The organism is Nocardioides sp. Z30_9, from assembly GCF_058215735.1.
This window is the reverse complement of sequence record NZ_JBZAJF010000002.1, coordinates 402020-421277: the sequence shown is the minus strand read 5'-3', so window position 1 is coordinate 421277 and position 19258 is coordinate 402020. Positions and strand designations below refer to the sequence as shown.

Sequence of the window (19258 nt, the reverse complement as noted above, 5' to 3'; positions counted from 1 at the left end):
GACTGCGATGCATCAGCGAACACGTCGCGGGAACTGGGGCGAGCATGGACGTACAGGTCAGTGGCGGTCAGGTCCGGGGCAGCGACGACGGGAGCGTGGCGGCGTTCCTCGGGATCCCGTACGCCGCGGCGCCGTTCGGCGAGCGGCGGATGGCTCCGCCCCAGCCCGTGCTGCCGTGGGACGGGGTGCGGGACGCGACGGCGTACGGGCCGACCTGCCCCAAGGGCGACTACCCGGTGCCGTACCAGCCGCTGCTGCCCGAGCAGGTGATCCCGGGCGAGGAGTGCCTGAACCTGAACGTCTGGACCCCGAGCACCGCGCTCACCGGCGGCGGCGGGCTGCCGGTGCTGGTGTGGATCCACGGCGGCTCGTTCATGAACGGCTCCGGCTCCGTGCTGGAGTACGACGGGACCTCGTTCGCGCGCGACGGCGTGGTCTGCGTGACCATCAACTACCGGCTCGGGGCCGAGGGATTCCTCTACACCGAGGACGACCTGGCCGCCGGGACCGTCAACCTCGGCCTGCAGGACCAGGTCGCCGCGCTCCGGTGGGTCCAGGACAACATCGCGGCCTTCGGCGGCGACCCGGCGCGGGTGACCGTCGCGGGCGAGTCCGCCGGGGCGATGAGCGTGACCACCCTGCTCGCGATGCCGTCGGCGCGCGGCCTGTTCGCCCAGGCGATCACCCAGTCGGGCGCGGGCTCGCACACCCTGACCCCCGACCTCGGGCTGAAGGTCTCGCGCGCCCTCGCCACGAACCTCGGGATCGAGCCCACGCGGGAGGCATTCGCGGGGGTGGAGCCGGCCGAGCTGGTCGCCGCCGCGACCGCGCTCATCCTCGAGGTGCGCAACGCACCCGACCCAACTACCTGGGGATCGCTGACCCTCAACCTGCTGCCGTTCGCGCCGGTGGTCGACGGCACGGCGCTCCCCGAGGCCCCGCTGGAGGCGTTCGCCGCCGGCGCCTCCGCCGAGGTCCCTGTGCTGCTCGGCACCAACCGCGAGGAGTTCCGGCTCTTCCTGCTCGCGCCGGGCGTGATCGACTTCGTGGACGAGCCGACGCTGGCGGGCACCGCAGCGGCGTACGGCCTCTCGCCGGAGGGCCTGGAGCTCTACCGCAAGAACCGCCCCGACGCCTCCCCCGGCGACGTGCTGTCAGCGGTGATCACGGACTGGTTCTTCGCCGTACCCGCGATCCGGCACGCCGAGGCCCGCGAGACCGGCGGCGGCGAGACGTGGGCCTACCGGTTCGACCACCCGGGCCGGGCCGACAACAACAACTACGGCGCCTGCCACGCGGTCGAGATCCCGTTCGTCTTCGACAACATCGCCCTCGACCAGACCAAGCCGCTGATCGGCGACACCCCGTCTCAGAAGGTCGCCGACACCGCGCACGCGGCGTGGGTGGCGTTCGTGACCTCGGGAGGCCCGGGCTGGGCGCCGTACACCGGCGCGACCCGGACCACCGGTGTGATCTCCGAGCAGGTCGCGGTGGTTGATGATCCTGATGGCGAGGAGCGGGGGGTGTGGGACGGGATCAGGTAGTCCAGAAGGACTCATGCTTCGACGCGGGCGACCCCTCGAGCGGGGCGCGTGCGTCGTTCCCGATGGGAATCGTGATCTCACTCCGTGCACTCAACCCACGTGTGCTCGTCTGCTGATGGCACCGAATGACCAACCGCGTTGACGCAGGCCCGGGGTCACTACCCGTGTGAGAGCCGTTGAAGTCGAGACACGGCAGCCGCTCGATGTTTCGCGTCGATTCCCAGAAGCAGGGCATTCTCTGAGGGCCATCCGAACCGAACCGTGGCGATGTCGCCCAGCAGGGCCTGGATATGCGCTCCGATCTGGGCGCAAGCGCAAGTTGAAATCGTCACCTTTCCCAAGGGTGCACTGCCAATTCTCTGAACAAGCGCTGCCGCAACGTGCGACATGCGCGCCTGCATTGGTTCGCCGTCGCCCACTGCTCCTGGAAACGCGACGACGCCGCCCCTATTCCGGACTCCGGCGGGCCCTACCCAAGCGTCTTGCCTTGCGGTCGCACTGATGGGGTGGGTGGGACACCCGCTGTGCGCTACCGCACCTGACGATGTGATCGCGAGCGGTTCACCACGGACCATGGGATTTCTGCATACGGGACAGTCACTAACACCGGCCGATGCTCTGACGATCGACCAATTCCGGATCCAATCATCTGCCAGAGCCCCGAGTTCTTCCTCCGAGATGATGTCTTGTCCGTCCTCGATCGCTACCCCTAACTGCTGCGCACGGTGCAGCAGAATGTGTCCTTCAATGGCTGTGCGCGGCGGAAGCACATTACAGTCCGCGTGGATCCAGCGGCCGGCTTCATCGCTGCGCGCACGCTCAAGCATGGGAGCGCCGCAGTCGGCGCACAACACGCCTTCAACGACAAATGGGCGGCCTGCTAACCGACCATCGAACACCTGTGCACGCCTGTTGCTCGCCCGCCTACTTGCCATGCGCATCACCTCTCGCCCGCGAGGTGCAAGTTTAAGGAAGCCCAGGCTCAAGAGGTGCCCGAGGCATCACTGCCGCCGCAACCGGCGTCTTACCACCCAGAATGACGCGAGGCATTGCGCCGGAAGCCCCTACAATCGGTTGGTTTACGCCGCGTTTCCAATTTGCGAGATTTATTCGACTTGAGGCACAGGTTGCAAAGTCACCTTTATGCAAGACCCAGATGTGTCGGAGGGACCTCGTATCCTGAGGTCCCCGAGATCAAGGACGGTCGATGGCCACCCTCGCAGCACAGTTCGCCGACGCGCTTAGCCACGTCGAGCCAGACGCCGACGTCGAACACGCCATCGAGGCACATAAGGATGTCGCCAAGGCGCTCAAGGCCGACGATCGGCTGAAGAAGCTCGGGGTGGACCCGATTCTCATCGGCTCGTACAAGCGGCACGTGTCCATCAAACGCATCAAGGATGTGGATGTTTTTGCGCGGCTGAACAAGGCGGACGAGACGTTGCGGCCAGGCGACATTTTGGACCACGTGACCGCTGTGCTCGAGGACGCCTTCCCGGGGGTGGTTGAACGGCAGCGGCGGTCGGTGAAGGTCGATTTCCCCGGCTTCGACCTGTCGGTCGATGTCGTCATCGCGCGCCCGTGTGTTGACCATCCGGACGACCACTGGCAGATTCCGGAACGGATTGAGGACGACGGCAACGCAACCTGGGTGGAGACGAACCCGACGCGGATGACTGAGCTGTCCACCGAGGCCAATAAGGAATTCGTCCTCGACGACAGCGACCAGAACCCCGGCATCTACGTGCCGACGGTGAAGCTGATGCGGCAGATCCGGCGCACTTGGCTTGACGACCACCCCGGTGGGTTCTACATCGAGGTCCTCACCTTGCAGGTCTTCAACGACCTTGAGCCCGACCATAAGACGGTCGCCAACTATCTGACTGAGGTTCTTCGGGGGGTCGCGGACGCCATGGCGACCATTGTCGAGGACGGCGGCCTCGCCGACCCGACCCTGGAGGGGAAGATCATTTCTACGAAGGCCACGGACGACGAGATCGACGCCGCAGCCGTCACGCTCTCAGAGGCAGCGACCTTGGCCGAGGAGGCGCTCGAAGACAAGAGCACCTGTCAAGCGGCGGTCAAGTGGCGCAAGCTCTTGGGCGTCACGAAGTTCACGGAGAACGAAGAGTACGTGTTCCCGCTGCCCGACTACTGTAATCCAGACGGCACCCAGAAGACTACGTCGTCGATCCTGCCCGGTTCATCCACCGTTCCGGCGGGTGACGGCCGGTACGCATGATCTATGACTTCTTCCTACCGAGCCGCGAGACCTACGCCGAAGAACTAGTCGCAGCAGGGTTCTCGGACAACGGAGTACGGCTGCGCGGTGAGGTTGAGTGGACGCCAGCTTCGGGCCAGACGCGCACGACGAAGGTCCAAGTCACGTTCGGTGAAGCGTTTCCATTCGCGCCGCCGACTGTGAACCTCGTCGGTGATCCTGGCGTCGACGTCACCTTTCACGTCGATCGGCCAGAATCGGGCGTTGACCCGGCCTTGTCGGGGAACCTCTGCCTGTGGGAGCGAAACCACCCCGTGGAGCTAGCGCCGTGGCTGACGGCGGACGCCCTCCTCGTTCGTGTCCGGGGCTGGCTGGAAGAAACCGATTCCGGTTGGCTCGACGACGACGCGTGCGACCTTGAGCGGTACCTGCCCAGGTGTCAGGAGCTAGTCCTGTTCGACTCCGATGCCACGTCAAGGCGCGACCGTGCCGCAGTTCGGGTCGCGACGACTGGAGCTCCCGCGACGGTCCGCATGACTAGTGAAGTCGCTCGTATCGCACAAGCGCTACCGAAGAAGCCCAGCAAGCTGCGCCGCAAGGACGTGGGCGCCTGCTGGATCGAAGACGTCGGCGAACTGAGCCGACCGATCAGCTCCTGGCAGGACCTTCTCGGTACCGTCGCGGACTCGTACCGGTTGGTGTCGTTGGCAGGTCTCCGTGCGGTTAGGTACATCCACCTTCGTTACACCCGGAACGGCAAGCCGGGGGTGCTCGTTGTTCGTCTGGGAGCGCGAGGGGTTCTCGAGGCGTGCGAGTGTGCTGACGAATCGCCCGCTGGTAGGTCTTTGCGTGCCGGTCCGCAGGCCCAAGGTCTGGCTCCGGCATCGGTCGCCATCGTCGGGTGCGGTGCCATCGGGTCGTTCGCAGCCGACCTTCTTTATCGTTCCGGCGTCCGCGAATTTGCGCTCTACGACGCCGACACGTTGCTGCCAGGGAACGTGGTGCGACACGCGGGGACTCTCGAAGAGGTCGGGTTCTTGAAGGTTGATGTCGTACGAAACCAACTGGTTCGCCTTGGGGCCGATAAGGATGCAGTGGAGCGTTACCCGACGAGCGTGAACACCCTCGCGGTTGCCCGCCGCATAGTCGCCTGCCATGACCTGGTCGTGGATGCCACCGCAGACGCCCGCGCGACAAGCGTGTTCGCCGTGGCCGCCGGCGACCAAGAAGCCAGCGGCGGTGACTGCTCCGTCCTCTCCGCTTGCCTGCAGCGTCAAGGACAGGTGGTCCGCGTTGACCGGCTGACCATCGGCATTGAGGAAGAGCACCTACCTCCCCTTAAGCGAGACCCGAACGAGGTCGCGCTCGAAGACCAGGGGTGCGGGGATCCGGTATCGGTAACGTCGCCAGCGTCAGTGCTGCGCGCAGCAACCCTTGTTGTCGAGGTCGCGACCCTTGAACTTCAAGAGAAGGGGTCCGCGCCGCCCACGACCGTAGACGTGCTGGTTGCACAACCCGAAGCGCCGTATGACGTGGCCGGACGAGTGACATCACTGACCTGTGGGGAACCGGAATGATCGGGCGGCGGCAGCGCGTTTCTCTCCACCCCAGTGTCGCTCCGGCGCTCACCACAACCGCCCAACGCAGCGAACCGAAGGAGACCGGAGGTCTCCTCATCGGCTGGATCGATGGCGAAACCATCGTCGTCCGCCACATCCTTGAGGTCCCGGACCCCGATGCCACACAGACCAGCTGGACGCGCAGCGAGACGCGGGCCAACGAAGCGCTCACTCAGTTCCTCGTCAGAGCCGAGCACCCATGGCTGGGTTACGTTGGCGACTGGCACGCCCACCCAGCCCCCGTGGGCCCCAGCCAAACCGACAAGCGTTCGCTCAAGAAAGACTCACGAGTGATGCGGCGGCCGCTCGTGCTCATCGTGCACCGCAGCGATGAGAGGCTCGACGTCCTTACCGCCCGACGAGGAATCGCGGCGCGCACCACCCTGACCCCGTACGGGGAGGACAACCAACAGGAGAAGGCAAGTTGAGCGACACCGAACCTGCGACAGGGCCAGCATCCGCATCCGCCGTGAGACGCATGGGCGACGAATACCAAGACCTCGCAGCATGGGCGGCTGCCCTCCAACTCATCCTGCCCGCAGCCCGGTACGAGTCCGTCCAGATGGAGATGAACGGCCTCGGGAACCTCGACGACGTCGTTCTGCGTTCCAAAGATCTGGACCAAGTAGGTGACCTGTTCCAGCAGCTCAAGTGGACCATCCGAGAGTCCAACTTTCTCGATGAGAAGTACCTGACGACAGTCCCAAGAAACGGGACAAGGTCTCTGCTGAAGAAGCTCTACGACTCGTACGTCGTCATCCGCGACCGGGCGGGGCGCGCGCCCTTCCACATGCAAGTCATGTCCAACAGACCGGTGGACCCGGAGCATCCGCTCTTGTCTCAGACCGACGGCCGCACCGGCATGCTCATGCCCTTCGCCGCGAACGCGGCGCCTGGATCTGCCGCAGGCAAGGCACTCGCAGGCTGGGCCGATCATCTCGAAGTTGAGCGTGACGAGCTGCTGGCGATGCTGTCGAAGCTCCGCATCCGTGCCGGCCGAGACCTCGCAGGAGAACGCGAACAGGCACGAACCCTGATGCTCGCAGCGGGCCTCGCCGCCAGCGACGACGCACTCAACAGCGGCATCAGCGCCGCTGGCGCCTGGGTCCGCGACGGCCGCCGAGAAGTCGCCGCGGCAGACGTCCTCGCGGTCGTGGAAACTCTCGGGCTGTCCGCACAGCCACCGACCGCAACACTGCTGGTCGAGGACATCGACCACGACCGCAGCCCAGAAGCAGCCACCTTTCGCATGAACTGGGTCTCCCACTACAACGAGAACGAACCAGCGCTACGCCGGGCCCGCACCTCGCCAGCCCTCTACGAACAAGCCGCATCAGACCTCCGTGCCGCCGCTGACTCCATCGAAGCCCAGGGGTACCGGCGCGTCTTCCTCCGTGGCCACATGCGGCAAGCCTCCGCATTCGTCGTAGGGAGCACGTTCCCCAGGACCCGCGGCTTCGACCTCGTGTACACGCAAGGGCCCACACGGTGGGCAACGGACGCGACCCGACAGGACCCTCGGATCCAGGAACGCACTTACGACGTGGGCCAAGGAGACGACCTGGCTGTCCTCGTCGCCACAGCAGCGAGAGCAACAGACGACGTGCTGAACTTCCTCGCAGTTGAACGAATCCCAGTTTCCGAACTCCGGACATACATACCCGATGAAGGAGAGCACGACCACTCGGTCGATGGCGCTGGTCATTCAGTCGGCATCGTGGGCGAGGTTCGCCAGCGAGTGCGCGCTGCGCTGACAACTGGAGGCACAGACCGAAAAGTGCACCTGTTCCTCGCAGGCCCGAATGGACTCGCGATCTTCCTCGGGCACCGCTGGAACGCGGTCACGACGACGATCGTCTACGAGCACCTAGGTGCAGGGGCGGGATACGCCCCCACCTTCATCATTCACGCTTGATCTAACTTCGCGGCAGGCAACGGTCGGCGCGGGGCCGAACACCGTAGCGGCTGGGTGCGTCATTCCGCCGCATGCTCGGCAGCTGGGCCCAAGGGCACGAGCACACGCACCACACCCTCGATCGGAGCTACCGCTGAGCTCGTGCTTCCGCCACTTTGGCCGCCGCCAGGTCAGACAATCTGAGCGGCTCGGACCAGCCGACGACCTCGCCGGCCTTAGCAAGCACATCCTGACGAGAACGGGATGCGTCGAGTCGATCGAGTGCCTGCCCAGCGTGGAGAAGGTTCGTCGCTGCAGCGTGCCACCAGGACCGATGCTCGTTGGGCTGATCTGGGCTCAGCGAGACCGAGTCGCCTACTTCTCCCGGGGCGAATGCTCGAAGGACGCTTCCGGAAGGGTGGGAGTACCCAGACAGGAGTCGATACAGGGTGTAGAGCCATTCACCGTGGGGCTCAAGAGCAAGACAAAGATCGGCGAATCTCGCAGCTTGACCTCTGGCGCTCGGAGCTGCATCGACGACATCAAAGGCGGGCGGATCGCTCAGGAGGCCGTCAAACCAACCCGTCCTGTCCGCATTGCTTCGCAGCTTCCGCGCCGTCTCTACGTACTGGACCTGCAACGCCCGGGCAGCGTCCTCCGAGTGCGCCGCCCAGGCAGCCGTCAGAGCCGACTCGTAGCCGAGGCGAAGGAGCGGAATGGCAGAGAGGTAGTCGCCGGCATGCATTAGGTCAGCGGCGGCGGTAGTCACGTGGTGGCTGTGCGCGACGAACGCCAGCACGATGGTGAACCGGACAGCGTCGGGCGCTTGGTCCTCACTGCCAAGCTCGATCGAGCCAATGTCGGAATAGTCCTGAGCCCAGCTACGCAACAAGTCCTCGCATAGGCCTCGCAGATCGTCCTCAGAGGGGACTTGGGCGTCATCGGCGGCGAGCGGTCGCGTTACGTCCGACATGGCCCCTCCTAGTCGAGCACTTGAGCATGCAGATTAGTCGCCCAGCTGCGCTGGGATGGCAGGGGTCGGCCACAACTGGTCTGCTGTTCGCGTTCGTCGTAGAGCAGCGTCTCTCCGCCGCGATCGGGTGCCCTTGCCAAGCGGTCTTAGACGCTGACGCCTCCTATAGGAGGGCTCAGTTCCAGGCTCTCCGTATCGTGGACCACACCAGGTACAACAAGTGGAGGATGCCAAGTCCGAGGACAACAAAGCCGAAGTAGGCGGCCATCTGCCACACCTCGTCCCCAAAGTGCTGGTCGAGCGACGCCAGCGGAGATCCAAGCGCGAGCGCACCCCCCACAAACACGGAGAGCAGCACTAGCGCGCCAGTGAGGGGTAGCACCGTTCCTCTGAGCGGCCACCAGGCGGGCCTCCAGATCTGCCGCGGGTTGGTAGTTGTTAGCCCGAGAGACGCCTGTTCCACGGGATTGGTCAGGAAGGGCTTCCACGTCTTCTTGTGGCCCTCATAGCGCTCTGAGTCGGAGAGGGCCTGTGAGTGGGCGAAGTCTGCCTTGACATTGACGACCTCGTTGGCGACCGACCGCGTTGCAGGGATGTCGAAGCCACGTTGGCCGGAGGGTCCGGAGTCGAAGATCGTCCAGTGCGCTAGTGGAACGACGACGTCCTTGGTGCCGTAGATGTTTAGAACGTCTTCGACCAGACCCGCTGCCTGCAGCGATGACCAGTCGAAGTCCGGTCGCAGAATCGAGCCGGTCAGGATTACTCGCCCTAGCTTTAGCCCGAGGGGTTTACTGGGTTGGCCCGTCTCTTGCTGGCGTTTGCGCTTGAGCTCGTCGAGCAGGATGTGACCGATCAGCCAGGTGCCGAAGCTGTGGGCCACCACGTCCGGGATGCGTCCCACGCCGAATCCCGGAGCTTGCTCGCTCAGTTGCACGATTTCTCTAGCTAGGTCACCTTTGAACTTGCGCCGCCGCCAAGGCAAGATCACGCCGAGTCGGATCACGCCGTATTTGTGCACGAAGGTTGGGATGCTGAGCCCGTGCCAGAGGCCCAGGTCGAACGAGAGGTACTGCTGCCAGGCGCCCTTTGTGTTCATGCCGTGGATGAGCAGTAGCCACTCGGTGGTACGGCGTGGTGCACCCCGCCAGACGAAGCGCACTCCCTGGGGTGGTGGTGTCTCGTCCGGGAAGTCGGGATCGATCTCACCGGGTATCGGCTCCTGGACGAGCCAGTCCCCGGCGCTCTCCAACAACGTCTGCGCTTGCTGCGCGGTGAGCTTGTGTGTCGCAGTGGACGCGTCGCCGGCCAACTCTGCGGCCGTGTAGGCGATGCTGCCGCGTTCGAATGCCTTCTTGAGTTCGGCGACGAGCGGCTCCGGGTGCTGTGCATACAGCCGGGGCCAGTCCGGCTGCGTCATTTCTGAGGTCCTAGGGTTTCGAACTTCTTGAGAGTCCTCAGGATCTGCCATACGCGCTCTGCGGTAAGGCTTGACCACAGCTTGATACGGCCGTCGCTGTCGAATAACTCCACTCTGCCAAGGCCCTCCTTGAACACGAACTTCGCCGAGGTGCCCTGGTAGCCCGCGATGTCGTCCTTGCTGCGAAGCCCTCCGCGAAGGTTCTTCACTTCGGCGGAGTCGAGATAGCTGCCGGCCTCACCGATGGCGCCGAACTCGACGTATGCGACTCCGCTCCGTAGCCGAGTCGTTTGAGGACTCGCGATGCGATCGTTCGCGTCTTGAAGCGACAGCTCCTGGTCGAAGTTTCTGATGATGGCCCCGACCAACATGGGGTATTGCGCCAAGGCCGCCCAGTCAAGAACCTTGCCGATCATCTGGTGCGCCTGCTCGTTGGCTGCTGCGTGATCTTTTGATGTTCTTGACTGCGGAATGAACAGGGCTGCCATCCCATCTTGCGGGCGGATTTCGAACCGCATCACTTCGCGCAGTGCCCGTCCTCGATAGGCCCGGAACTGGTAGAAGAAGCCCTCGATCTGCTCGATCGGTTTGTCCAGCTTCTCCTCCTCCCGTGTTCTGACCCAATACTGCGTGCCCTTGTACCAATGGAACCGGAGCGAGTCCTCATATGTGATCGAGACCAGGTGAAGGTCCTGATCCGCGGGCCAGTCCACCTTGCCGGTCGTGGGCTGGTTCCAGTATTGAGAGAGGCCGGCTCGCGCCACCTGCTCCTTTGCCTTAGCTGCGGTACCGAACGCGTTCTTGAGCTCGTCGGTCAGTTGATAGACGTAGACATGCTGCTGCCCCCAGCCTTCGACCTGGTTAAGCCACTTTTCGATGATTTCTCGAGTAAGCGTGCCCTCGTCGATCGCTTTCGTTAGGTTGCGGTCGAAGTCCTCCTTAGTGGCTCCGATCTTCACACCGTTCTCGCGCAGCAGCTCCTTGATGTATGCGTTTGTCTGGCCTCGGATGATGTTTAAGGCCAGCGTCTTCAACGCTACTTTTTCCGCGTCCGCCATGACCTTTCCCAATCATCAGCTCCTGAAGTGGGACCACGATACTGAAGGAGCAGCCGCGGCGACCGGTGCGACGCCGATTGATGTTGGGGGCATGAAGAGTGTTGTCTTCTGGCGCAAGTTCAATTGCGCCTGCTTGGAGGGAATACTCTCGGGTGAGAAACGGTCGCCTGCCGGCGCCGGCCCGGAGGAAGTGATTGCGTGCCTCGCCCTGATCACGAAGCGGGTGCCCATCGGGCAACTGAGCTTGTCCGGGAAATCCTGCAGCGGGGTCAACTTGGGAAGACTGGGGGCGGGAGTCCCGTCCCAGCTCGAGGTGGGGGATGGCAGAACCGCCTCTTGAACCTGGCCGAGGATCTCTATCGCGCCTACGCACCCAGCGCTGACGTCGTGCAGTTTTCACACGGAACAGCTGACTATCTGTTCGATGTCGCGGGCGACCCGCAAGCCGAACGCACGATTCTTGCCGTGGGACGTCCCGCCGCACCTCCTCGAGCACGGGAGGTGGCCTACCAGCGCGGCTACCCGTTGCCGCAGGTCCGTGACCAGCGGGCGATTGATCGGGGTCACTTCATCCCGTACACGTCGGGTGGCCTTTATGGACCCAACTTGTTCGTCCAAGACCGAGCGCTGAACCGAGGGTGGTCAGAAGAGGGGAGGAGATATAGGCAACTGGAACAGCGAGCCATTGCCGCCGCACCCGACTCGCACATGTTCGTGCTCGCGCACTACATCGACGACACCGACGTGCCCGGCTTTCTCACGTTAGGTGTCGTCTCTGCGGACAGCTTCGCTATTGAGACATTTCGCAATCGCTACGATCAACCCGAGACCCTCCCGTTGAGCACGCACCTTGCCGGGGCTACCGATGCTCAGATCGGCGCCCTCGGGGAGGAAACAGCGGGCACCCTGATCGAAACCGAACTTGACGGGACGATCGTCACGATGGGCGATGCCGGCATGCCGAGGAATGAAGGCCGTCAGGATCTTGACCTGCTGGTCATCATCGACGACATCTTGACGGCAGTGGAAGTCAAGTCTCGATACTTGTCAAAGCAGGCGGGGCGCCTCACTCGGAGTGGAAACCTTCTTCGCCCACGAATGCGGCGAGCGGCGGGCCCAACGGACAACCGTCAGGGGAGCCAGGAGTACGTCGCTGCCCGCCTCGAATCCATCATCGACACCGGAGACCAGGCCTATGCAGGTATCGACGTCATGGTTATGGCCATCGACCTCAAGCTCATGCTGGCTCAACAGTTCGACCTCAATGATGCCGGGACAGTTCTCGCCCCTAGAGGCCCACCGATGCCTTGCCGTAGGGCTACCGAAGAGGCCCTTCAGAGGATCCTTGCTCATCGTGGATACCTCTAAGCGTTGATGCGTCATACCACCGCGAGTGCCGCGCCTATCTAGCGTTGAGGGGACGTCATGCCCCAGCGCGTTTTAGACGTCGGGATTGAGCGTCGCGAGGAGCGCACCTTGTCTCCGTACTCCCGGATCCTGGCGAGCCTCAGCCCACTCGACAACTAGCCCGCGTTGCCCGAGAAGTTCGCGAAGTGCCTCGGCGGACCAGTGGTGCGCGGTCGTCACCGCATGGTCGAGCGGTGCCCCAGCTTCGCCGTCGAAGAACCCAAGCAACAGGGATCCCCCCCGGCACAAGGACGCGCGCGAACTCGCGCAGGGCCACGGGCACGTCTGCCGGTGCCATGTGGATGAGCGAGAACCACGCGAGGATGCCCCCGACCGACCCCGGTGCCATGGGAAGCGCGGCAAGATCGCCAACCACGAAGCCAACGTGCGGAAAGCGGTGCCGGGCCGAGACCACGAATCGAGCGGAAGCGTCGACCCCCATCACGTCGCGCCGTCCGCCGGCAGAGAGCTCGTTGCTCCAGTGCCCGGGGCCGGAGCCGGCGTCGAGGAGCCGACCCTCCACCCCGTCTCGCCATGCCGCGATCGTCGCTCGATCCTCCGGCGCCATCTGATCGATCGAACCGAGCTTCTCGATGTACTCGTCTGCACGCGAGTCGTAAGCAGCGGCGATCTCGACCAAGCGCACACGCCGACCCTAGTGAGGCGAGTCCCCACACGCGCACGCGGGAAGGGCGGGGCCGACACCACCTCCCGGAAATCCTTGCCAAGAAACGAGAACACGTTCTAGGTTGGACAGGTGTCCAGCCAAGTGTCCAACCCGTCCCGGCGTGAGCTGGGTTCGCGGCAGGTCGAGACGCTGGACAAGTTGCTCGAGGCGGCACGGCAGGAGCTGGACGAGTCCGGGGACGAGGCGCTGACGATCCGGACCGTCGCGGCGCGGGCGGGGGTGTCGGCGGCGACGGCGTACAACTACTTCGCCTCCCGCGACCACCTGATCGCCGAGCTGTTCTGGCGCCACCTCACCGAGACCGGGGGGCCGACGCTCACCGGGGACACCGCCACTCGGCGGTTGCAGGAGACCACGCGGCACCTCGCGGAGACGATCGCCAGCGCACCCCCGCTGGCGGCCGCTGCGACCAAGAGCCTGCTCGGCAGTGACAACTCGGTCGACCAACTGCGGCTGCGGATCGGCGCGATCTTCGCCGACCGGTTCCGCGCCGCCATCGGTGATCCCGTGGACCCGCGCGTCCTGGAGGCGCTGCTGATGGCGTTCTCCGGAGCCCTGCTGCAGACCGGCATGGGGATCTTCACCTACCCCGAGCTCGCCGACCGGCTCGACGACGTCGTCGCCGTGATCATGGCCGGCCACGACTCCCCCACCGAGACGAAGTAGGCGGCGATGAGCGCACCTGTCAGCGAGAGGCTCGTCTTCGACCCCTACGACTACGCGCTCCAGGACGACCCCTACCCGGTCTACCGGCGGCTGCGCGACGAGGACCCGCTGCACCACAACGAGGAGCACGACTTCTGGGTGATGTCGCGGCACGCCGACGTGCACAAGGCGGTGCGCACCGACGGCATCTACTCCAACGCGATGGGGGTCTCGCTCGACGCGACGGCCTGGTCGCCGTACGCGCACCACACGATGTCGTTCCTGGCGATGGACCCGCCCGAGCAGACCCGGCTGCGCAAGCTCGTCTCCAAGGGGTTCACCCCCAAGCGGGTCGCCGGGCTGGAGCCGCAGATCCAGCGGATCACCGACACCTACCTCGACCAGGCGCTGGAGAACCCCGAGTTCGACTGGATCCACGACTTCGCCGGCAAGCTGCCGATGGACGTCATCTCGGAGATGCTCGGGGTGCCGGAGGCCGACCGCGACGAGGTACGCCGCCTGGCGGACCTCCTCGTGCACCGCGAGCCCGGCCTGCGCGACGTGCCGCCCGAGGGCATCGAGGCCGCGATGACGCTCTTCGGCTACTACGCCGACCTGCTCGAGGACCACAAGAAGCACCCGGCCGACGACCTCACCAGCGCGCTGCTCGGCGCCGAGGACGGGGGCGACAAGATGACCGACCAGGAGATCATCGCGTTCCTGTTCCTGATGGTCGTGGCCGGCAACGAGACCACCACCAAGCTGCTCGGCAACGCGATGTACCACCTCACCGCGCACCCCGACCAGCTCGCCGAGGTCTTCGCCGACGGACGCGCCGAGGGCGACCTGGTGGACCGCTGGGTCGAGGAGACCCTGCGCCACGACACCTCCACCCAGCTGCTCGCCCGGCACCTGACCGCCGACCTCACCCTGCACGGCAAGACCGCGCCAGCCGGGTCGAAGCTGCTGTTCTGCCTGGGCTCGGCCAACCGCGACGACCGGGTGTTCACCGACCCGGAGACCTTCGACCTCCACCGCCCCGACGCCGAGCTGCGCCAGATCCTCAGCTTCGGCGGCGGCCGGCACTTCTGCCTCGGCGCCAACCTCGCCCGGCTGGAGTCGCAGGTCGCCCTGCGCGAGGTGGTCCGCCGGGTGCGCACGATCGAGGCCGACCGCGACAACGCCACCCGGTTCTACTCCGCCAACGTCCGCGGCTTCGCGGCGCTGCCAGTGAAGGTCGAGGTCCGCTGATGGGCAAGTACGACCAGCCCACACGTCGGCCAGCCGTCGTCACCGGCGCCTCCTCCGGCATCGGCGCCGCCACGGCGATCGCGCTCGCCGCGGCCGGTCACCCCGTTGCCCTCGGCGCTCGCCGGGTGGAGAAGTGCGAGGAGATCGCTGCCCGCATCCGGGAGAACGGCGGTGAGGCCGTCGCGCACCCGCTCGACCTCACCGACGAGGACTCGGTGGCGAAGTTCGCCGCCGGCGTGACCGCGGACCTCGGCGACGTCGAGGTCGTGGTCTCCAACGCCGGCGCCGTCGGGCCCGGCACGATCCACGAGATCGAGACCGAGCGGATCCGCGAAGAGCTCGACCTCAACCTTCTCGGGGCACACCGGCTGGTGCGGGCCTTCGTCCCCGGCATGGTCCAACGTCAGCGCGGCGACATCGTGTTCGTCTCCTCCGACGTCGCCGTGCGGCCACGTCCGTTCATGGCGGCGTACGCCGCGAGCAAGTGGGGCCTCGAAGGGCTCGTCGGCGCGATGCAGATGGAGCTCGAGGGCACCGGCGTCCGCGCCAGCGTCGTTCGTCCCGGGCCCACCTGGAGCGAGATGGGCACCACCTGGGACGACGCGGACGCCGCCGAGGTGATCGAGCAGTGGGTGCGGTTCGGCTTCGCGCGACACCCGCACTTCCTCAAGCCCGAGGCCCTGGCCAACGCCATCGCCACCATCGTCGGCGCCCCGCGCGGCGTGCACCTGAACCTGATCGAAGTAACCCCCGAGGCACCGGTCACCGACCGGGTGGAGGAACGATGACCCCCCCAGCAACAGGGACCGCGACCGGCCCCACCACCGACGACATCCGCGAGGTGTCAGCGCTCTTCCCCGACGACCCGCACGGGCACCTCCAGGAGCTGCGCACCGACCCGATCGCGCTGCTCAACCGGGTGCGCGAGGAGTGCGGCGACGTCGGCAGGTTCCGCCTCGTCGACAAGGACGTGGTCCTGGTCAGCGGCGCGGAGGTCAACGAGGCGTTCTTCCGGGCCCCCGACGACGTGCTCGACCAGGCCGCGGCGTACCCGTTCATGACGCCGATCTTCGGTGAGGGCGTGGTCTTCGACGCCTCCCCCGAGCGCCGCCAGGAGATGCTGAAGAACCAGTCGCTGCGCGGTGAGCAGATGCGCGGGCACGCCACCACCATCGAGGCCGAGATCCGCCGGATGGTCGCCGGCTGGTCGGACGAGGGTGAGATCGACCTGCTCGACTTCTTCGCCGAGCTGACCATCTACACCACCTCCGCGTGCCTGATCGGCAAGCGCTTCCGCGAGCAGATCGACGCCAGGTTTGCCAGCCACTACCACGACCTCGAGCGCGGCACCGATGCGTTGGCCTTCGTCGACGCGTACGCCGACATCGAGTCCTTCCGCAAGCGCGACGCGGCTCGGGAATCGCTGGTGGAGCTGGTCCAGGAGATCATCACCGAGAGGCTGGGCGAACCCGTCCCGGCGAAGGCCGACCGCGACCTGCTCGACGTACTCATCTCGCTGAAGGACGACGACGGCAGCCAGCACTTCTCCGCCAGCGAGATCACCGGGATGTTCATCTCGATGATGTTCGCCGGGCACCACACCAGCTCGGGCACCGCGGCGTGGACGATGATCGAGCTGCTGCGCCACCCCGACCTGATGACCGAGGTGATCGGGGAGCTGGACGCGCTGTACGCCGACGGCTCGGAGGTCTCCTTCCAGGCGCTGCGCGAGATCCCCCGCCTGGAGGCCTCGCTCAAGGAGACCCTGCGGCTGCACCCGCCGCTGATCCTGCTGCTGCGGGTGGCCCAGCAGGAGTTCGAGATCGGTGGGCACACCGTCCCGGTCGGCACCATGGTCGGTGCCACCCCCAAGGTCTCCAACCGGATCGCGGAGGACTTCCCCGACCCCGACGCCTTCGACCCCGGGCGCTACCTCGACCCGCGCCAGGAGGACCTCGCCAACCGGTGGACCTGGATCCCGTTCGGCGCCGGTCGGCACCGCTGCGTCGGCAACGCGTTCGCGATGATGCAGCTCAAGGCGATCTTCTCGGTGATGCTGCGCGACTGGGAGTTCGAGATGGCCCAGCCCAGCGAGGACTACCGCGACGACTGCACCAAGATGGTGATCCAGCTCGAGCAGCCGTGCCGGGTGCGGTATCGCCGCCGGGTCTCGACAAGCTCGACCGCCAGTGGGGCCGCGGTGAATCGCATCGGCCCGGCTGCCTCCGAGCAGGACCCCGAGGCCGCGGGGTGCCCGTTCCCCCACGGAGACGCCTCGTGAGAGCAGTCGCCGACCTCGACCTGTGCCAGGGGCACCAGGTCTGCGTCACCGAGGCGCCCGAGGTCTTCGAGTTCGACGAGGCCGCCGACAAGGTCGTCGTACTCCAAGAGAACCCCGACGAGTCCGAGCGAGACAACGTCAATCTGGCCGTGCGCTACTGCCCGGCCATGGCCCTGAGCATGGAGGAGAGCTGATGGACCGCGCGCAGATGCAGGAGTTCTGGGACGGGTGGCTGGCTGCCAACAGGGAGGCCGAGGAGCGACGCGACTGGAGCAAGCTCGCCGACCACTACGCCGAGGACGCCACCTACGGGTGGATGTACACCCCTGACGAGCACTTCATGGCGATGGGCCGCGAGGAGATCCGCGCCTACGCGCTCGGCACCGAGATGGCCGGGCTCGACGGGTGGCACTACGACTACGCCGCGACCGTGATGGACGAGTCCAACGGGATGGTCGTCGGTTTCTGGAAACAGCGCGCCGGGATCATCGACGACGCCACCGGCAAGGAGTACGAGATCCGCGGGATCGGCGGCTCCTGGTTCGGCCTGGGTGAGAACGGCGAAGGCGGCCTGCACTTCGCCTGGCAGCGCGACTGGTTCGACCTCGGCTCGACCGGACACACGTTCCTGGAGATCGCCGGCTCCGGCAAGGCACCCAAAGGGCTGATCGACCGGATGCACCTCAAGGGGATCGAGCAGCCGGGGCACTACCGGCATGCTGACCTGCCGTCGACCGTGTGGCCTCCGGTGGTCGGGGATGAGTGATCTCGACAAGCTCGATCAGCGTTTGGCTCCCGAGGCGCGGTTGCTGATCGACGGGAAGCTGGTCGAGGCGTCCGACGGGGCGACGTACCCGATCTTCAACCCGGCCACCGGGCTGGAGATCGGGGTCGCGCCCGACGCCACCGCCGCGGACGTGGACGCCGCCATCGACGCCGCTCGGCGCGCCTTCGACGAGACCGACTGGTCGACCGACGTGGAGCTGCGGGTGCGCTGCGTGCGACAGCTGCACCAGGCGCTGGTGGACAACGCGGAGTCGATGCGTGCGCTCACCACGGCCGAGGTCGGCGCCCCGGCGTTCCTCACCGCGGGCCCGCAGTACGACGTGCCGGTCAGCGGCCTGACCTGGATGGCCGACCTCGCGGAGAGCTATGCGTGGGAGACCGACCTCGGTGTCGCCAAGCCGATGGGGATGAAGTCGCAGCGCACGCTGCGCCGCGAGGCGATCGGCGTGGTCGCCGCGATCACCCCGTGGAACTTCCCCAACCAGATCAACCTCGCCAAGATCGGCCCGGCGCTGCTCGCCGGCAACACCGTCGTGCTCAAGCCGGCCCCGGACACCCCGTGGGTCGCCGCCGAGCTCGGCCGCCTCGCCGTCGAGCTCACCGACCTGCCGCCCGGCGTGCTCAACGTGGTCACCCCGCGCGACAACACCGTCGCCGCGGTGCTCGCGACCGACCCGCGCGTCGACCTGGTCTCGTTCACCGGCTCCACCGCGACCGGCCGCGCGATCATGGCCGCTGCGGCGCCCACGCTGAAGAAGGTCTTCCTCGAGCTCGGCGGCAAGTCCGCCGCGATCGTGCTCGACGACGCCGACCTCGCCTCCGCCGTCGGTGGCGTGGCCTTCGCGGTGTGCATGCACGCCGGCCAGGGCTGCGCGCTCACCACCCGGCTGCTGGTCCCGCGCGAGAGGTACGACGAGGCCGTGCAGGTCGCCGCCGACACGATGGCGATGATCGGCGCGAAGGACCCGACCGACCCCGGCACGATCTGCGGCCCGGTGATCAACGCCGCCCAGCGACAGCGGATCGCGGGCTACCTCGAGCTCGCCGAGCAGGACGGCGGCCGGTTCGCCACCGGAGGCAACGTGATCGACCAGGACGGGTTCTGGGTCGAGCCGACCGTGATCGCCGACCTCTCGCCGGAGTCCCGCGTCGCGCGCGAGGAGATCTTCGGGCCCGTGCTCGTCGTACTCCCCCACGACGGCGACGACGACGCCGTCCGGCTCGCCAACGACTCCGACTACGGGCTCTCCGGGTCCGTGGACTCCGGCTCGGCCGAGCGCGCACGCGCGGTCGCCAACCGGATCCGCACCGGGACGCTCGCGATCAACGGTGGCGTGTGGTTCGCCCCGGACGCGCCGTTCGGTGGCTACAAGCAGTCCGGCATCGGCCGGGAGATGGGTCTCGCCGGCTTCGAGGAGTACCTCGAGACCAAGCTGATCGCAGAGGGTGTGTGAGCCCGTGACCGAGCCGACAA

The 19258-nt window shown here is 66.2% G+C and carries 17 protein-coding genes; 13 read left to right on the top strand and 4 right to left on the bottom strand.

Going from position 1 to position 19258, the window contains the following annotated elements; translation table 11 throughout:
• Positions 1-44 precede the first annotated feature (44 nt).
• The 5 genes from AC4BGB_RS12710 to AC4BGB_RS12690 all read left to right on the top strand — a co-directional run bounded on the left by AC4BGB_RS12710 (position 45) and on the right by AC4BGB_RS12690 (position 7299).
• Positions 45-1544, top strand: coding sequence for a carboxylesterase/lipase family protein (locus tag AC4BGB_RS12710; RefSeq protein WP_490547243.1), 1500 nt, complete (start codon positions 45-47; stop codon positions 1542-1544).
• A gap of 1207 nt (positions 1545-2751) precedes the next feature.
• Positions 2752-3786, top strand: a complete 1035-nt coding sequence (locus tag AC4BGB_RS12705) for an SMODS domain-containing nucleotidyltransferase (RefSeq protein ID WP_490547242.1) — start codon at positions 2752-2754, stop codon at positions 3784-3786.
• On the top strand, positions 3783-5342 hold the full coding sequence (locus AC4BGB_RS12700; protein WP_490547241.1) for a ThiF family adenylyltransferase: 1560 nt from the start codon (positions 3783-3785) through the stop codon (positions 5340-5342). Before AC4BGB_RS12705 ends, AC4BGB_RS12700 begins: the two co-directional genes overlap by 4 nt.
• Positions 5339-5812, top strand: coding sequence for a Mov34/MPN/PAD-1 family protein (locus AC4BGB_RS12695; protein ID WP_490547240.1), 474 nt, complete (start codon positions 5339-5341; stop codon positions 5810-5812). The genes AC4BGB_RS12700 and AC4BGB_RS12695 overlap by 4 nt, the downstream gene beginning before the upstream one ends.
• Before the next feature lie 50 nt (positions 5813-5862).
• Positions 5863-7299: an SAVED domain-containing protein gene (locus AC4BGB_RS12690; protein WP_490547239.1), complete on the top strand. Its 1437-nt coding sequence runs from the start codon at positions 5863-5865 to the stop codon at positions 7297-7299.
• 127 nt (positions 7300-7426) lie between these two features.
• Here the strand turns inward: AC4BGB_RS12690 and AC4BGB_RS12685 are convergent, their stop codons facing one another.
• The 3 genes from AC4BGB_RS12685 to AC4BGB_RS12675 form a co-directional block, all read right to left on the bottom strand.
• Positions 7427-8251, bottom strand: a complete 825-nt coding sequence (locus AC4BGB_RS12685) for a hypothetical protein (RefSeq protein ID WP_490547238.1) — start codon at positions 8249-8251, stop codon at positions 7427-7429.
• A 175-nt stretch (positions 8252-8426) separates the two neighbouring features.
• Positions 8427-9668: a hypothetical protein gene (locus AC4BGB_RS12680; protein ID WP_490547237.1), complete on the bottom strand. Its 1242-nt coding sequence runs from the start codon at positions 9666-9668 to the stop codon at positions 8427-8429.
• On the bottom strand, positions 9665-10726 hold the full coding sequence (locus AC4BGB_RS12675; RefSeq protein WP_490547235.1) for a hypothetical protein: 1062 nt from the start codon (positions 10724-10726) through the stop codon (positions 9665-9667). Before AC4BGB_RS12675 ends, AC4BGB_RS12680 begins: the two co-directional genes overlap by 4 nt.
• Positions 10727-11062: 336 nt before the next feature.
• Here AC4BGB_RS12675 and AC4BGB_RS12670 point away from each other — a divergent pair, with 336 nt between their 5' ends.
• On the top strand, positions 11063-12094 hold the full coding sequence (locus AC4BGB_RS12670) for a hypothetical protein (RefSeq protein WP_490547233.1): 1032 nt from the start codon (positions 11063-11065) through the stop codon (positions 12092-12094).
• A gap of 139 nt (positions 12095-12233) precedes the next feature.
• Here the strand turns inward: AC4BGB_RS12670 and AC4BGB_RS12665 are convergent, their stop codons facing one another.
• Positions 12234-12779, bottom strand: coding sequence for a class I SAM-dependent methyltransferase (locus AC4BGB_RS12665; RefSeq protein WP_490547231.1), 546 nt, complete (start codon positions 12777-12779; stop codon positions 12234-12236).
• A gap of 111 nt (positions 12780-12890) precedes the next feature.
• Here AC4BGB_RS12665 and AC4BGB_RS12660 point away from each other — a divergent pair, with 111 nt between their 5' ends.
• The 7 genes from AC4BGB_RS12660 to AC4BGB_RS12630 are packed head-to-tail and all read left to right on the top strand — an operon-like array spanning position 12891 to position 19238.
• A complete protein-coding gene (locus AC4BGB_RS12660; RefSeq protein WP_490547230.1) occupies positions 12891-13487 on the top strand; it encodes a TetR/AcrR family transcriptional regulator in 597 nt (198 codons plus the stop codon).
• Positions 13488-13493: 6 nt separating this feature from the next.
• Entirely contained in the window at positions 13494-14717 is a 1224-nt protein-coding gene (locus AC4BGB_RS12655) for a cytochrome P450 (protein WP_490547229.1), read from the top strand.
• Entirely contained in the window at positions 14717-15505 is a 789-nt protein-coding gene (locus tag AC4BGB_RS12650) for an SDR family oxidoreductase (RefSeq protein ID WP_490547228.1), read from the top strand. Before AC4BGB_RS12655 ends, AC4BGB_RS12650 begins: the two co-directional genes overlap by 1 nt.
• Positions 15502-16998: a cytochrome P450 gene (locus AC4BGB_RS12645; RefSeq protein WP_490547227.1), complete on the top strand. Its 1497-nt coding sequence runs from the start codon at positions 15502-15504 to the stop codon at positions 16996-16998. The genes AC4BGB_RS12650 and AC4BGB_RS12645 overlap by 4 nt, the downstream gene beginning before the upstream one ends.
• A complete protein-coding gene (locus AC4BGB_RS12640; RefSeq protein ID WP_490547226.1) occupies positions 16995-17192 on the top strand; it encodes a ferredoxin in 198 nt (65 codons plus the stop codon). Before AC4BGB_RS12645 ends, AC4BGB_RS12640 begins: the two co-directional genes overlap by 4 nt.
• Complete coding sequence (locus AC4BGB_RS12635) at positions 17192-17764, top strand: nuclear transport factor 2 family protein (RefSeq protein WP_490547225.1); 573 nt, start codon at positions 17192-17194, stop codon at positions 17762-17764. Before AC4BGB_RS12640 ends, AC4BGB_RS12635 begins: the two co-directional genes overlap by 1 nt.
• On the top strand, positions 17757-19238 hold the full coding sequence (locus AC4BGB_RS12630) for an aldehyde dehydrogenase (protein ID WP_490547224.1): 1482 nt from the start codon (positions 17757-17759) through the stop codon (positions 19236-19238). The genes AC4BGB_RS12635 and AC4BGB_RS12630 overlap by 8 nt, the downstream gene beginning before the upstream one ends.
• Positions 19239-19258: the final 20 nt, after the last annotated feature.

Bases quoted from the DNA above. Each gene is read 5' to 3' on its own strand.
- AC4BGB_RS12705 (WP_490547242.1), top strand. From the start codon at position 2,752: ATGGCCACCCTCGCAGCACAGTTCGCCGACGCGCTTAGCCACGTCGAG.
- AC4BGB_RS12680 (WP_490547237.1), bottom strand. From the start codon at position 9,668: ATGACGCAGCCGGACTGGCCCCGGCTGTATGCACAGCACCCGGAGCCG.
- AC4BGB_RS12690 (WP_490547239.1), top strand. From the start codon at position 5,863: ATGGGCGACGAATACCAAGACCTCGCAGCATGGGCGGCTGCCCTCCAA.
- AC4BGB_RS12685 (WP_490547238.1), bottom strand. From the start codon at position 8,251: ATGTCGGACGTAACGCGACCGCTCGCCGCCGATGACGCCCAAGTCCCC.
- AC4BGB_RS12635 (WP_490547225.1), top strand. From the start codon at position 17,192: ATGGACCGCGCGCAGATGCAGGAGTTCTGGGACGGGTGGCTGGCTGCC.
- AC4BGB_RS12650 (WP_490547228.1), top strand. From the start codon at position 14,717: ATGGGCAAGTACGACCAGCCCACACGTCGGCCAGCCGTCGTCACCGGC.
- AC4BGB_RS12645 (WP_490547227.1), top strand. From the start codon at position 15,502: ATGACCCCCCCAGCAACAGGGACCGCGACCGGCCCCACCACCGACGAC.
- AC4BGB_RS12700 (WP_490547241.1), top strand. From the start codon at position 3,783: ATGATCTATGACTTCTTCCTACCGAGCCGCGAGACCTACGCCGAAGAA.
- AC4BGB_RS12710 (WP_490547243.1), top strand. From the start codon at position 45: ATGGACGTACAGGTCAGTGGCGGTCAGGTCCGGGGCAGCGACGACGGG.
- AC4BGB_RS12675 (WP_490547235.1), bottom strand. From the start codon at position 10,726: ATGGCGGACGCGGAAAAAGTAGCGTTGAAGACGCTGGCCTTAAACATC.
- AC4BGB_RS12695 (WP_490547240.1), top strand. From the start codon at position 5,339: ATGATCGGGCGGCGGCAGCGCGTTTCTCTCCACCCCAGTGTCGCTCCG.
- AC4BGB_RS12655 (WP_490547229.1), top strand. From the start codon at position 13,494: ATGAGCGCACCTGTCAGCGAGAGGCTCGTCTTCGACCCCTACGACTAC.
- AC4BGB_RS12630 (WP_490547224.1), top strand. From the start codon at position 17,757: ATGAGTGATCTCGACAAGCTCGATCAGCGTTTGGCTCCCGAGGCGCGG.